This is a genomic window from Alteromonas sp. KUL17 (assembly GCF_006538305.1).
Classification (GTDB): domain Bacteria; phylum Pseudomonadota; class Gammaproteobacteria; order Enterobacterales; family Alteromonadaceae; genus Alteromonas; species Alteromonas macleodii.
In genome coordinates this window covers 16359-29746 of record NZ_BJKJ01000007.1, presented here as the reverse complement: position 1 = coordinate 29746, position 13388 = coordinate 16359, and the positions used below count along the sequence as shown (strand labels likewise).

General features: G+C 44.4%; 12 protein-coding genes. 5 read left to right on the top strand and 7 right to left on the bottom strand.

Annotated elements, in window-relative coordinates:
- Positions 1-388: 388 nt before the first annotated feature.
- On the top strand, positions 389-1162 hold the full coding sequence (locus tag KUL49_RS08215) for a hypothetical protein (RefSeq protein WP_242633775.1): 774 nt from the start codon (positions 389-391) through the stop codon (positions 1160-1162).
- Between the two features lie 59 nt (positions 1163-1221).
- On the opposite strand, the gene KUL49_RS08210 is transcribed toward KUL49_RS08215, so the two are convergent.
- Both KUL49_RS08210 and KUL49_RS08205 read right to left on the bottom strand, forming a co-directional pair.
- Entirely contained in the window at positions 1222-1866 is a 645-nt protein-coding gene (locus KUL49_RS08210; RefSeq protein WP_242633782.1) for a fibrobacter succinogenes major paralogous domain-containing protein, read from the bottom strand.
- 89 nt (positions 1867-1955) lie between these two features.
- Positions 1956-2906, bottom strand: a complete 951-nt coding sequence (locus tag KUL49_RS08205) for an SDR family oxidoreductase (protein WP_131136987.1) — start codon at positions 2904-2906, stop codon at positions 1956-1958.
- 200 nt (positions 2907-3106) lie between these two features.
- On the opposite strand from KUL49_RS08205, the gene KUL49_RS08200 reads away from it, so the two are divergent.
- Complete coding sequence (locus KUL49_RS08200; protein WP_131136986.1) at positions 3107-4006, top strand: AraC family transcriptional regulator; 900 nt, start codon at positions 3107-3109, stop codon at positions 4004-4006.
- Positions 4007-4114: 108 nt separating this feature from the next.
- Here KUL49_RS08200 and asnS read toward each other — a convergent pair whose 3' ends face one another.
- Positions 4115-5512, bottom strand: coding sequence for an asparagine--tRNA ligase (gene asnS / locus KUL49_RS08195; RefSeq protein ID WP_014948897.1), 1398 nt, complete (start codon positions 5510-5512; stop codon positions 4115-4117).
- A 325-nt stretch (positions 5513-5837) separates the two neighbouring features.
- Here asnS and KUL49_RS08190 point away from each other — a divergent pair, with 325 nt between their 5' ends.
- Positions 5838-6326, top strand: coding sequence for a hypothetical protein (locus KUL49_RS08190; protein ID WP_014976053.1), 489 nt, complete (start codon positions 5838-5840; stop codon positions 6324-6326).
- Positions 6327-6509: 183 nt separating this feature from the next.
- Here KUL49_RS08190 and KUL49_RS08185 read toward each other — a convergent pair whose 3' ends face one another.
- Positions 6510-7478: a calcium/sodium antiporter gene (locus KUL49_RS08185; protein ID WP_014976054.1), complete on the bottom strand. Its 969-nt coding sequence runs from the start codon at positions 7476-7478 to the stop codon at positions 6510-6512.
- Between the two features lie 252 nt (positions 7479-7730).
- On the opposite strand from KUL49_RS08185, the gene KUL49_RS08180 reads away from it, so the two are divergent.
- Both KUL49_RS08180 and KUL49_RS08175 read left to right on the top strand, forming a co-directional pair.
- Positions 7731-9218: a RimK family protein gene (locus KUL49_RS08180; RefSeq protein ID WP_131136985.1), complete on the top strand. Its 1488-nt coding sequence runs from the start codon at positions 7731-7733 to the stop codon at positions 9216-9218.
- Positions 9215-10558, top strand: a complete 1344-nt coding sequence (locus KUL49_RS08175) for a GNAT family N-acetyltransferase/peptidase C39 family protein (protein ID WP_242633774.1) — start codon at positions 9215-9217, stop codon at positions 10556-10558. The genes KUL49_RS08180 and KUL49_RS08175 overlap by 4 nt, the downstream gene beginning before the upstream one ends.
- 55 nt (positions 10559-10613) lie before the next feature.
- Here KUL49_RS08175 and KUL49_RS08170 read toward each other — a convergent pair whose 3' ends face one another.
- The 3 genes from KUL49_RS08170 to bioA form a co-directional block, all read right to left on the bottom strand.
- Positions 10614-10895: a hypothetical protein gene (locus KUL49_RS08170; RefSeq protein ID WP_039233500.1), complete on the bottom strand. Its 282-nt coding sequence runs from the start codon at positions 10893-10895 to the stop codon at positions 10614-10616.
- A gap of 471 nt (positions 10896-11366) precedes the next feature.
- Complete coding sequence (locus tag KUL49_RS08165) at positions 11367-11888, bottom strand: DUF2937 family protein (protein ID WP_014948903.1); 522 nt, start codon at positions 11886-11888, stop codon at positions 11367-11369.
- Positions 11889-12060: 172 nt separating this feature from the next.
- Complete coding sequence (gene bioA, locus KUL49_RS08160) at positions 12061-13386, bottom strand: adenosylmethionine--8-amino-7-oxononanoate transaminase (protein ID WP_181412764.1); 1326 nt, start codon at positions 13384-13386, stop codon at positions 12061-12063.
- Positions 13387-13388 lie beyond the last annotated feature (2 nt).

Below are 13388 nucleotides of genomic sequence, written 5' to 3'. Positions count from 1 at the left end.
TGCTCGTTGTATGATAGATAGCAGCCTAGAGGTATAACCCGTTGATTTTTAGAATCAACAGCATAGCTTATTGCAGGCATGTCGGGAAGTATAGCCAGTCGTATTTAGCAGTATAACAACAATAATTGACGATTAAGTGATGGAAATAGCAAACGAAATTCGTAGTGTATATGGAAAAATTAAGAAGCAGGTAAGTCGTTTATTCCTGAAAAGGCGTGTTGGTTTTTTACGTTTTTGGATGAGTATTACCTTTGCTCAGCGGTGTTATTTTTTAGCAACCAGCATGCTTTTGTTGCAAATATTTCTGAACATAGAAAGTAGACTGTTTGAAGCAATAATGTTTGGTTTTGCTCTTACGGGCATTGTTAGCGAGACATGGCCCAGGTTCATGACACTTTGGAACAGCTTACCAGGTAAAGCTGTGATTCTGTTTGTATACGCAATCATCGCAAACTTTGCACTCGCCTCTGCAAGTGGGTTAGTGAATAGCATAACTGGCGTATCAGCAAACGCCTTGCCCTACAGTCACAATTTTGCGCTTATTCTTATGGTGCCAAGCTGGTTCTTTGTTACCACCATGTTAGGGCTCGTGGGTGGTATGCTTCTTATTATTTTCTATCTGTTTTTCTTACTGCTATTGAAGCCGTTTGGCGTTGCGCGGTTTTGGCATCCAAAACACTATCGGTTTGCTACCTCTACCACATTGGCAAGGCTAGCATGGACACTGGGCGTGGCGCTGCAGCTGGGAGTTTTGGCTGGGCAAGTTGGGCTACTCTCTGAATTTAGTAGTGAAAGTGCTAACCCTTTAATAAGCATAGAAAACGTAACGGAAAATGAGCTTGAAAATGGTGAAGCGCAACTTACTAAGGAACAAGCGGAAGATATTTCTGAGTTAGAAAAGGATTTAACCACGCTACTGACTAACGCAAAACAAAAGAGTGTTGATTACAAAAAGTCACAACGACGCGCCTTAGCCTATTTCATTTATGAGTTTGAAGCTGACTCACTCTCACGCTGTTCTCATCCTGAGGGAACCCGCGTTATAGAGCTTAACGATTACGAAATTTTGCAGATTGAAAAGACAGATGAAGTGGAAGAGGGATTTATTTACACGGTTGAACCTTGTCGCTCAGCTGCAATTGGAATTTCAGTAAGTCCGTAAACTAGCGTTTCCCGGTGTACGTGGGAAGGGGATCACATCACGTACGTTTTGCATGCCGGTCATCTTGTATCCCTAACACACCTAACGCTAAACATATAGTCTTTGTTTAACTTAGCCCTTCTAATTTCGCCTTTATGTGAGTTCCACCAGGAATAGGCGAGGGTACGGGCGTACGCTTCTTTATCAGTGGCGCTCGTACTTGTCCAAAACTCAGTGTACATTCCCTGCGTTATGTACCAGTTGCCTATCTTTACGCCCGCTGCCGTTGCGCCAAATTGAAATTGATTAACTTTAGCCTGAACGAATTTTTTAAACAGGGTGTTAGGCTGCTCCGCTTTTAGCGTAATAGCAATGTCGTTGCTTCCGCGCCAGCCTTCTTTTGCCAGCTCGCTTTGTGCTATACCAATAGTGCGCTCCATTTCCTGCCAATCGGCGTCGGTCGCAATGCGCCATCCAGCAGGACACAGCTTTCGCTCGTCATCTACGTCTTGCCAGTGATAAAGCCGTCCGTATTTAAGTAGGTTCTTCTCGTCGTCTTTTGGAATAAACCCAGAATCAACAGGGCTTCCATCTTGAAACTGAGTAGCGCGTAGGTTTTCTGCAAACCACTCAAGTTTCCCTATTTTTACGGTTTTATAGCGATTACCTTGCACGTCTTGAAAAGTATTCTGGCTGCAATCAAACTCTAGATTTGAAGTGTTCATAGAAGCTGGAGCTGAGGGCGAAGAGGTCATCATAAAAAATCCTAAAATAAAAACGGCTTTTCTCATTTCATCAACATTCAATTTAGCAATTAAAACGACCAGGTAAAGTCTGTCGCTTCTTCTGATACGGCCCAAAGTTTTGTTAGCACTTTTTTGTCTACCGCAAACTCCTCTAATTTACACTCTCCAACGGGGCCGCCAAAATTCATTAACCCTGTCGGTCCATAATAGGCACGTTGTTTAAGGTTATCTTCGGTGGCACACATCACTTCAGGGTAGGCGCCTTTCTCGGCAGACTGCGCCAGCCCTATTTTCACCATAAAGGACCAAGAAATACGGGTTACCCAGTTAGCACTTTCTCGTATAAGGGTGGTGTTCGACGCTCCGGGGTGACACACAAACACCTGCACGTGTTTGTTATGTGCTTTTACTTTGTCTTGGAGGTCGTACGCAAACATCATTTGCGCCAGTTTACTCTGGCTGTATACCTTATTGGGGTTGTAATTTTTGTCCCAGTTCATGTCATTAAACTGCATGGTTCTTAGGCCCATTTTGTGCCCTTCACTAGCAACGACTACAATGCGTCCTTTCGACTCATTGATACGATCGAATAACAAACCACACAGTAAAAAGTGACCGTAATGGTTAACGCCTAATTGGCTTTCAAAACCATCCTCGGTTAATTCTTGCGTTGATATTTGTGCAATAGCAGCATTACAAATTAGCGCGTCGATAGTAGGAACTTGAGCTAAGATTTCTTTTGCTGACTGTCTCACAGCATTAAGGCTGCTTAGGTCAAGGCGTATATAGCTGACATTGGCATCGTTACCAAACTCTTGCTTTAACGTAGCGATAGCGTCATGGGATTTGCTCGGGCTTCGGTTCAACATAACGACTTTCGCACCTTTGGAAAGTAGAATACGTGTAGCCTCAAACCCAGCGCCCGTATTTGCGCCTGTTATTAAAAATGTCTTACCGTTTGCGTTTTCAATACGAGATGGCGTCCAACCGCCTTTTCCAAATAGATTACTCTTTGTCATCTGCTTCACACCTTTTGCCACTAAATTTGTATACTTGCAATATAATGACTAACGGTTGGGTAAAGTAGGCGAAAAACTCTTGAAAACTTGCCTAATCGTATCACCTTGTTGTTAAGGGTGAAGTTTGCTGCTAGATTGCAAAACGCAAAAAATCAACAAACACGACGTAAACAAAAGATGAGGTAGTGGTTTAAAACGCTATGAGCAAAGCACTAATAAAGCAGTTAATTGAAGAGAAAATGGAAAACAGCGGCTTATACGATACCGGGATCGATGGTGTTCAACTTTTTAAAATAACACAGCCCATCGAATGTGCTCCTGTAGTATACGAACCGTCACTAACTGCCATTGTTCACGGTGGTAAAGAAGCCATTTTGAATGGGGATAAGCATACCTTTAACACCAGCAAATATACTTGCTGCACCATGTCTATGCCTGTAGAGGCGGGCATTCCCGATGCTTCTGAGGAAAGCCCACTGCTGGGGGTTTATATTTCTTTAAATAGCAGATTGATGACCGATTTAGCTATTGAGTTTGAAAGTGTAGGCGGTAATTTCAGTCAATCGTCAGCTTCATCTGCACCCTCGGGCATTGCTTCAGCCCGGTGGGATGCTGATTTTACCGATGCCCTATATCGCTTACTTCTTCTCACTGATAATGCTACCGATATTGCTATGTTAGCCAGTACGCGTTTGCGCGAGCTGTATTACTCGGTATTAAAAGGGGAAGCGGGTAGCACAGTAAGAGGTAGTTTTGGCGTAGGCAATGCCATAGGGCGTGCTATTGAATACCTGGCCTCCCATGTAAATGAAAACGTCACTATCGACAATATGGCCAGTAAGATAGGTATGAGTAAGGCCGTATTTCATCGTAAATTTAAACAAGCCACTACGATGTCGCCTATTCAGTTTGTTAAATCGATGCGGTTGAATAACGCAGCCAAACGTATAGCTGAAGGCACAAACGTAAGTGTTGCAGCAATGGATGTTGGCTATATAAGTTCGTCGCAATTTAGCCGAGATTTTAAGCGAATGTATGGCTTATCGCCGAAACAATGGGAAAAAGAAAATAAAGCAAAAGCCGCGACTATGCTGCAATAGTTTGGTCAACATGAGGCTATGACTTAAAAAATATTAGCGATAGAGATATTAAAAAAGCTCGCGACAGCAAACTGTGGCGAGCTTTTTATTTATTGATACAGCAACTGCTTAGAAGCTAGCGTTGCCCGGTGTACGTGGGAATGGGATCACGTCACGTACGTTTTGCATGCCAGTTACATATGCTACAAGGCGCTCGAAACCAAGACCGAAACCTGAGTGAGGTACGGTGCCGTAGCGGCGAAGGTCGCGATACCACGCGTAGTCTTCTTTCGATAGGCCCATTTCGTCAAGGCGTGCATCGAAAACGTCTAGGCGTTCTTCACGCTGTGAACCACCGATGATTTCACCGATGCCTGGCGCAAGTACATCCATTGCTGCAACAGTCTTACCGTCATCGTTAATGCGCATGTAGAAGGCTTTAATGTCTTTCGGGTAGTTCTGCATGATAATTGGCGCACCAACGTGCTCTTCTGCAAGATAGCGCTCGTGCTCAGAAGATAAATCGATACCCCATTCAACAGGGAATTCGAATTCTTTGCCGCAGTTTTGCAGTATTTCGATAGCGTCAGTGTAGTCCATGCGAACAAAGTCAGAGCTTACTAACTTTTCTAAACGCTCAATGGCATCTTTCTTAATACGCTGAGCAAAGAACGCCATGTCGTCAGGCAGTTCTTCAAGCACAGCCTTACATACATACTTCAACATGTCTTCAGCAAGCTGTGCTACATCTTTCAATTCAGCAAACGCCACTTCAGGCTCAATCATCCAAAACTCGGCAAGGTGGCGAGACGTGTTTGAGTTCTCTGCACGGAACGTAGGGCCGAAGGTGTACACCTTAGACATAGCTGTACAGTAAGTTTCAACGTTAAGCTGACCTGATACCGTAAGGTAGGTTTCTTTTCCGAAGAAATCTTCTGAATAGTCAACATTACCTTTGTCGTCGCGTGGAAGGTTCATCATATCAAGGGTTGATACGCGGAACATTTCACCTGCACCTTCTGTATCGCTTGCCGTTAGAATAGGTGTAGAGATCCAGAAGTAACCTTTCTCGTGGAAAAAGCGGTGAATAGCCTGAGACAAACAGTTGCGAACGCGGGTTACCGCGCCGATAACGTTGGTGCGTGGGCGAAGGTGTGCATATTCGCGAAGGTACTCAATGCTGTGGCGTTTAGCGGCCATTGGGTAGGTATCAGGGTTTTCTACCCAACCTAAAACTTCAACGTCAGTCGCGTCAATTTCAACGGCTTGGCCTTGGCCCTGAGACTCTTTCACTGTACCGGTAACCGATAATGAGCAGCCTGCTGTTAAGCGCTGGATATCGGCATAATTTGACAGAGAATTTAGCGCAATAACTTGTACAGGATCGAAGCAACTACCGTCGTGTAGTGCAATAAATGATAACCCCGCTTTAGAGTCGCGGCGTGTTCTTACCCAACCCTTTACGGTTACCGATTCGCCAACGGCGTACTTACCTTTAAGTACGTCAACTACGGGCGCATGCGTCATGTTAATTTCTCCGTCTTACTAATTTTATGTTGTTGCTTACTATTGAGTCATTTTCAACAACACAGTGCATTAAACTGTGAATGAAAAAATGCACTAAAATTTGCTTTATGGTCAATGTTTTTGGATTGCCATGCCGATAACTTACTAGAATCTGTATTAGCTTTTCGCTTTTCAAAAAGGCATTTCGCAATTCGCTTGGTGCCAAGTATAAGCAAAATACAGATCGAAACATGACTTGGTGATGTAAAAATAACCAATGAAATACAATCCAATAGCACGCTAGTATACCCAACATAAAGCGGGATGCCAGAGAACAGAGTGACAAATGGGAAATAAAAATGATTCGAACACGCCAGTGTCTCAGCAAGCACAAGAACCGAGTGCTACGCAAAGTGACGCTGACCGTTCTAGCGATGCCGAAAATGAGAGAAGTTCTATGACTTACGAGCAACTTGCAGAGCGACGCTCAACGCCCCGTTCCAAAACGCCTTTTTATAAGGTGATGCTTGGGTTAAACATCGTTGGCTGGGTTGGCATGGTTGTCGTACTCATACTGTTTCACTATGCGCGCCCTGACTTTATCAGTGGCGTGCAGCAGTACTGGGGAATAAAAGGCGATACCAGTTGGTCTGAAAGTCACTTATCGGCCATGACCATCATGCTGCAGGTATGTTTGATAGTGAGTTTGGTTAGCATAATTATGCGTGCCAGAAGAAATCGTCGTCAAAGCGATAGCTTTGGCATAAACCTATTCATTTTATTTGCTATTGCGGCGATAAGCCTAATCACACTGGCTACCACACTGGGCCTGTAAATAGTGAAAGCGCTCTACATGTGGTGCACGACAAAAACATAACTCAAGGGCAAAATGACAAAGCTTTGTGAGTAGCGCTTTCGACAAACGGCGTTTATGTCACTTGATGGGGTTGCTGTGAGCTTCCCATCAAGTGAGCGATGCATAATAAGCGTTATTGTTTACAAGGCTTGCGGCAATAACTTAAATAAAAGCTGCTTGGATAAGCCAGTACGTATAGGCCGCGTAGGCCAGCACAAATGCTCCGCCTTCCAGACGGTTTAAACGTCCTTGGCGCTTAATGCCAATACAGAAAATGAATAGGGCAATGGTTGATGCGAACATCACCATAACGTCTCGGTATAAAAACTCTGAACCTACGGTCATTGGCTGAATGGTGCCTGCAATGCCCACTACTGCCAAGGTGTTGAACATGTTAGATCCGATCACGTTACCAATGGCTAAATCGTGTTCGCCTTTCTTCACCGCCATTAGCGATGATGCAAGTTCTGGTAACGATGTACCAATTGCGATAACCGTCAACCCGATAATAGTATCGCTAACACCGAAGAAGGTGGCGACTTCTACCGCGCCCCATACCAGCATACGCGAGCTTGCAACTAGCAATAAAAGCCCCGCAATCAACCACATTACGTGGGTTTTTACAGTACCTTCGTTGCTATTAATCTCTTCATCGTATTCGTCGGCGAGGGCGTCTTTGTCGCCTTTCATGCCGTGATAAATACTCCAAGAAAGCAGAAGCACAAACAGTCCTAACAAAGAGAATGCGTCGTCTTTCGAGATATTTAAGTCCCACACCTGCCATGCGGCAAAGAAGGTGATGCCAAGTAAAACAGGCAGCTCTTTCTTAATGATTTCAGATTTAACCGCAATAGGACTAATGATTGCGGTAAGGCCAAGGATTAACAGGATATTGGCGATATTTGAGCCATAGGCGTTGCCCAACGCTATGCCAGAGTTGCCTTGAATAGCTGCAAACACTGAAACGATGATTTCAGGAGCCGATGTACCAAACCCAATAATGAGCATACCGATGAGCAAGGGGGAAACACCGAAATGATTGGCTACCGATGCGGCACCACCTACAAACTTCCCTGCGCTCCAAAGCAAAACCGGTAATCCGATTAAAATAGCCAAGCTGGCTAATAACATACGTACTCCTTAAACCATTCGTATCTTGTTTGCTTACTTCAATGTATAGGCAAACTCAATAAACAAAAGTCGTTTCAATCTATTCAAATGCACATTAGTTTTTGTTGTCTTAACGATGAAAAAAAGCCGTGCTGATAATGCTATGCAAATGATGAGTAAAGCGTAAACTCAGCGCTACTTTAATCGTGTTTGTAAATTGAACAAACACAGTAATAATTGTAACTGACAACACACTATTTAGAAGCGAATTACATGCACAATACACTGATTGTTACTGATGATGTTACTCCTTTTTGTAACACAGCTTTAACCGTGCTGACTTTTCAAGATTATCTTGCTGAGTTTCCAAAGTTGAACGAGCCCAAAACACGCGTTATCAACATTTGTGATACTACGCGTTACTTAAGCGAAGGGTACTATTGTTCACTTTTGGCTCAGGCACGTAATCACTCTGTATTGCCTTCTGTAAATACCATTAACGATTTACGCATGGCGGAAGAGAAAAGTATCGATCGCATCGTCTTCTCTTTGTCGGTATCTCAAGACAATACGGAAATTACTGATGAGCCTATATTAGTACTTTTCGGCGAAGTGAAAGATCAGCGCTTTAAGCGTTTGGCGCGCCAAGCGTTTGAAAAATACCCGTACCCTGTTTTGGTGTTAAGCCCAACAGTTACCGATACGAAAGTGTCGCCTAAAGCCACGGGTAAAGTACAAATTGAAGGCTTTGCAAGCGTACAGGCAAAAGCGTTTAAGGACTTAAACGCCAAGCAACAAGCGCGTTTCATTGAGCAATTAGAAGCACATACCAAAATACAGTGGAAAGCCGGTAAAACGAGCAAACGTACTCGTTGGGATATGGCCATTTTGGTTAACCCAGAAGAGAGCACGCCGCCTAGTGACGAACGCGCCATTAAAAACTTTGTTAAAGCAGCTGAAAAAGTGGGCTTTCGCGCAGATGTGGTGAGTCGCCTGTCGCAAGAAGAATTGGGTCACTATGATGCATTGTTCATTCGTGAAACGACGGCGATTGACCATCATACTTACCGTTTAGCGCGTGCCGCAGAGCGAGAAGGCATTGTGGTTATGGACGATACGCAGTCAATTCTGCGCTGCTGTAACAAAGTGTACTTGCAAGATGCGTTTGCTTATCAGAAAGTGCCAGCGCCGAAAGCGACGTTTGTATCGAGCGCTACTGATGAAGTATGCGAAAAACTCATAACTGACTTTGGTTTGCCGCTTGTTTTAAAACTGCCAGAAAGCTCGTTTTCCCGCGGCGTGCATAAAGCTGAAAATAAAGAAGCGTTAAAAACGCGCTTAGAACAAATGCTGGCTGAATCGGCACTTGTTTTGGTTCAGGAATATATATTCACTGAATTCGACTGGCGAATTGGTGTATTAGGTGGCAAACCTATTTACGCTTGCCAATACTTTATGGTCCGCAACCATTGGCAGATATACAACCATCAGGGAGACCGATTCTCTTCGGGTGGATTTGCCACAATGCCAACATTTGAAGTGCCTAAGCCGGTGTTACAAGCTGCTATCAAGGCCGCTAAAGCGGTGGGTGACGGCTTGTATGGTGTAGACATCAAGCAAACCGGCAATGCAGTTTATGTTATTGAAGTGAACGACAACCCAAGTATCGACTCGGGTGTTGAAGACAAATATTTAGGCAAAGAACTGTACGAATTAATTATGCAGGAATTTGCTGACAGGTTGGAGCAAAGAGGGCGATGATTACATCGGCTGAGCGAGTAATTGAAGTGAATAATGCAAGTCCACAGGAAAGCGCAAATCGTGCATATGGCCTAGCTGAGGGCGCATCTAATACTAAATCGACAAATAGTGTTGGTGTGCCTTCTACGCAGTCGAGTGTAGTGCTGCGCATTGCGACATTACACGATCTTGCTTCGCTTCAGCACATTGAGCAAACTTGTTTCACCACCGACAGGCTAAGTAAAAGTCGTTTCAAATTTTACATTGATGCCCAGCACGCAGAGCTTATTGTGGCCGAGCGCGAGCCGTCGACTTCAAGTTCTAACCTCGACAAAAATAAGCCGAGTTTAAATAGTATTGTTGGCTATGGACTGTTGCTGCTGCGTCGTGGAACGCAGCTCACTCGACTGTATTCTATCGCAGTCTTGCCTGAGGCGAGAGGGCTTGGCGTTGCTGAAAAGCTCATAAATAGCTTGGGGGAGCGGGCGCTTTTGCGGGGAAAGCGATTTATGCGCCTGGAAGTGGCAGTAGGTAATGCTGGCGCCATTGCTCTGTATAAAAAGTTAGGGTTTAGTCAGTTTGGTATGTATACCGATTACTACGACGATCACACTGACGCATTACGTATGCAAAAAGTGTTGGTGCCGAGTAAGTCAGTTAAGCCAGAGGTTTATCCGTGGTACCAACAGACGACTGATTTTACCTGCGGTCCATCAGCATTAATGATGGCAATGTGTGCATTGAACAATCGCTATGAAATGACCCAAGAAAAAGAACTATCGTTGTGGCGTACTGCTACCACGATATTTATGATGTCAGGTCATGGCGGTTGCCACCCGGTTGGATTAGCGCTCGCCGCGGTAAACGAAGGTTATGCAGCGAAAGTGGTCATCAATCAGGATGTCCCGCTTTTTGTTGATGGCGTCAGAGATACTAACAAGAAAGCGATAGTCGAAAATGTTGAGTCGCAGTTTATGGCAGAGGCACGTAGGAAGGGCATTTCTGTTGAAATCTCTGACTGGCGAGTTGATGTTATCGACCAAACCCTTAAAGCTGGCGGGGCAGTATTGTGCTTAATTAGCACATACGCGTTCGATAAGAAAAAGGTTCCCCATTGGGTTGCGGTGACTAGCTGCGATTCTCATTGCTATTACCTGCACGATCCAGATGCGAGTGAGGGGCAGCCTGTCGAGTATCAACACATTCCGGTTGCCCGCGAAGACTTTCTAAGGCTTGCCAGCTATGGCACGCGTAAAGTAAGAACATTAGTACTCCTTAAAAAGAAAAGTAACACGAATTTTTGCTTAGGCCTGAGGCACGGAGAATGCTTGAGGCCTCATACCATTAGTCCGCAAAGATAAATACCCACTCAGCGAAACTTAAAATAGCCATAACCGTGGCGTGTCATCGCAGGTATTAGTGATGAACTCGTGTAACGTTAACTTTTTTATTTAGCGTTTTAAGTTGTTTTACTAATTGAGAAAGCTCTTTCACCGAACCTGAATAATCAATGTGCTTATTCATTTCTTGGCCTTTCACAGCACTTCTATAAAGCGCCTCACTTTCAAAACACGCAGTTTGCTCATTAAGCGTGTTCCATTCCGCTTTTAGGTCGCTTGGAATACAGTGGCGTTTTGCAATAATTTTGTCTTTTATTTGCAACACTTTCCCGATTAATAATTGTGCATCTGTTGGCATAATAATATCTCCTGTATAGCTTTTTGTGTTTAAGTTGCTGTTTATAAAAGGTATTAATTGTTCACTTTGATAGACGTAGTGTAAATTCAGCAACATCTCAACACACACTCTTAATACAGTGTTGCAGCAAAGATGCCAACTCTTACTAGATGATGATTTAGAGCACGCCATATGTACCTAAATGCGGATCGCGACTGTTGAGGCTCACTAAAGCGAGAAAAAGAGAGCGTGGAAAAGAGATGAAAAGAAAACGAGGAAAAGCTATACGAAAAAAATAGCTAAGCCGGCTGACGGATAGAGAAAGGTCCGAGCGATTTTAGTGCATGGCTTGCATGATGCCTTGAAATCTCAGGCCATGAAATACCAAAGCCATGCAGCTCATTAAGATCTAATGTGTTGGTTCAGTGGGACTGGTAGAAGTGGCTTTTTAAAAAAATAATAAACCACGTATCAACAAGATAAACCCAAGTGCTATTTATAAGCGTAGCGTTTGGGTTTATTTTTAATTTTCTTAACCTGACAATAGCAGAAGTGTGGCGTCCAAATTAACAGATTAAGTAAGATAGCGGTAACAAGGCTGAACACAATTGACGAAGGCGTTAGTGGGACAGAGGGGCTGAAATTATCTAACACGCGCTTCAGCGTACCATATTGAGAAGGCGAGGCCATAAACACAAGCTTTTCGAAATAATGACCGTGCTCTAACTTCCTCATGCCTTGCTCTAAAGTGGTGATCTGGGCGAAGCGTGTGGCTTTCATCGAGGCATTCTCTCGCACAACTGGCTCACTGTTTTTCTGTAAGCTTTCAAGCATGGCTTCAACCGAAGAAAAACCATGCTGCTTGGCGAGCGCTGACGAACTAGAAACTTCATCTCTCAGTGCATCATAATAACCATTGAGGTATTGACGATAATGATCCGCCAAGATGGGGACTTGAAGTGTAATGATAAACAAGACTGCAAATACAACTTTATCTAAAACACGTACTATCATTCAAATCTCGCTATAAACACTCTGCATTAATGATCTAATTAGTGACCCGCTTTAAAGTTGAATGTTCACTCTATAACAAAACTAACATCAACCCTCGGGCCAATTGACGTCAACTGGTGGTTCAAAACTCATATTTCACCCAAGAAGATAGTTAGCGTAACAATCTCACACACTATTTCAAGGCGGTGTAAATCGCATGGGTCAGCTTACTTAACTGCTCGGAAGATATAATGTACGGAGGCATAATGTATACCAGTTTCCCAAATGGCCGTATCCACACGCCTTGTTCTACAAAATGGCGCTGAATTTCGGCTACATTGACGGGATTTACCGTCTCGACTACCCCTATAGCACCTAACACCCTTACGTCAGCGACTCGCGGCAAGTCTGCACATTTTGCCAATTCGGTTTGTAATTGTTTCTCAATGACAGGAACTTGTTGCTGCCAATGATTTTCGTTAATGAGCGACAGACTGGCATTGGCCACCGCGCAGGCTAACGGGTTGCCCATGTAGGTTGGGCCGTGCATAAATACGCCAGGCTCCCCTTGGCAAACCCCTAAAGCCACGTCTTCGGTACACAAGGTCGCGGCCAGTGTCATATAACCACCCGTAATCGCTTTACCCAAACACATGATGTCAGGCGAAATACCTGCATGCTCGCAAGCGAAGAGCTTACCTGTACGGCCGAAGCCAGTAGCAATTTCATCGCAAATTAAAAGTACGTCGTAGGTATCGCAAAGCTGGCGGCAGCGCTTTAAGTATTCGGGGTGGTAAATACGCATGCCTCCCGCGCCTTGAACAACAGGTTCTAGGATAAGGGCTGCCATCGTGTGGTGATGCTTTTCAAAAATCTCTTCAAGTGGAAGAATGTCATCTTCGCTAAACGTTTGGCCAAAGCGAGTTTGAGGAGCGGGCGCAAAAATCTGCTTGCTTAGTACACCCTCAAATAAACTATGCATGCCGTTAACGGGATCGCACACGCTCATTGCAGCGAACGTGTCGCCATGGTAGCCATTGCGCGGCGCGACAATGCGTGACTTCTCTGAGCGCCCTTGACACGCCCAATACTGGATCGCCATCTTTATCGCAACTTCAACAGACACTGAGCCAGAGTCTGCTAAAAATACACGCTCTAAACCTGCCGGCACCATGTTCAGTAACGATTTACACAAATCTACCGCCGGCTGGTGAGTAATACCGCCAAACATAACGTGAGAAAATGCGTCAATTTGCTTGTGCGCAGCATCGTTGAGTACGGGATGGTTGTAGCCGTGAATAGCAGCCCACCAGCTAGACATTCCGTCTACTAATACTTCACCGGTGGCCAAGGTAAGCTCAGCGCCTTTTGCACCAACTACTTCATAGCAGGGAAGGGGATTAACCGCCGAGGTATAGGGGTGCCAAATGTGTTGTTTATCAAATTCTATATTGTTCACAAAATAACCATTGGTAAAGTTTCTAAATTGGTCAGAGTTGACAACTCGATATTGGGGCATAG

Excerpts from the sequence above, each read along its gene's own strand:
- bioA (WP_181412764.1), bottom strand. The coding sequence starts at position 13,386 with ATGCCCCAATATCGAGTTGTCAACTCTGACCAATTTAGAAACTTTACC.
- KUL49_RS08165 (WP_014948903.1), bottom strand. The coding sequence starts at position 11,888 with ATGATAGTACGTGTTTTAGATAAAGTTGTATTTGCAGTCTTGTTTATC.
- KUL49_RS08170 (WP_039233500.1), bottom strand. The coding sequence starts at position 10,895 with ATGCCAACAGATGCACAATTATTAATCGGGAAAGTGTTGCAAATAAAA.
- asnS (WP_014948897.1), bottom strand. The coding sequence starts at position 5,512 with ATGACGCATGCGCCCGTAGTTGACGTACTTAAAGGTAAGTACGCCGTT.
- KUL49_RS08185 (WP_014976054.1), bottom strand. The coding sequence starts at position 7,478 with ATGTTATTAGCCAGCTTGGCTATTTTAATCGGATTACCGGTTTTGCTT.
- KUL49_RS08180 (WP_131136985.1), top strand. The coding sequence starts at position 7,731 with ATGCACAATACACTGATTGTTACTGATGATGTTACTCCTTTTTGTAAC.
- KUL49_RS08200 (WP_131136986.1), top strand. The coding sequence starts at position 3,107 with ATGAGCAAAGCACTAATAAAGCAGTTAATTGAAGAGAAAATGGAAAAC.
- KUL49_RS08215 (WP_242633775.1), top strand. The coding sequence starts at position 389 with ATGACACTTTGGAACAGCTTACCAGGTAAAGCTGTGATTCTGTTTGTA.
- KUL49_RS08205 (WP_131136987.1), bottom strand. The coding sequence starts at position 2,906 with ATGACAAAGAGTAATCTATTTGGAAAAGGCGGTTGGACGCCATCTCGT.
- KUL49_RS08210 (WP_242633782.1), bottom strand. The coding sequence starts at position 1,866 with ATGAACACTTCAAATCTAGAGTTTGATTGCAGCCAGAATACTTTTCAA.
- KUL49_RS08175 (WP_242633774.1), top strand. The coding sequence starts at position 9,215 with ATGATTACATCGGCTGAGCGAGTAATTGAAGTGAATAATGCAAGTCCA.
- KUL49_RS08190 (WP_014976053.1), top strand. The coding sequence starts at position 5,838 with ATGGGAAATAAAAATGATTCGAACACGCCAGTGTCTCAGCAAGCACAA.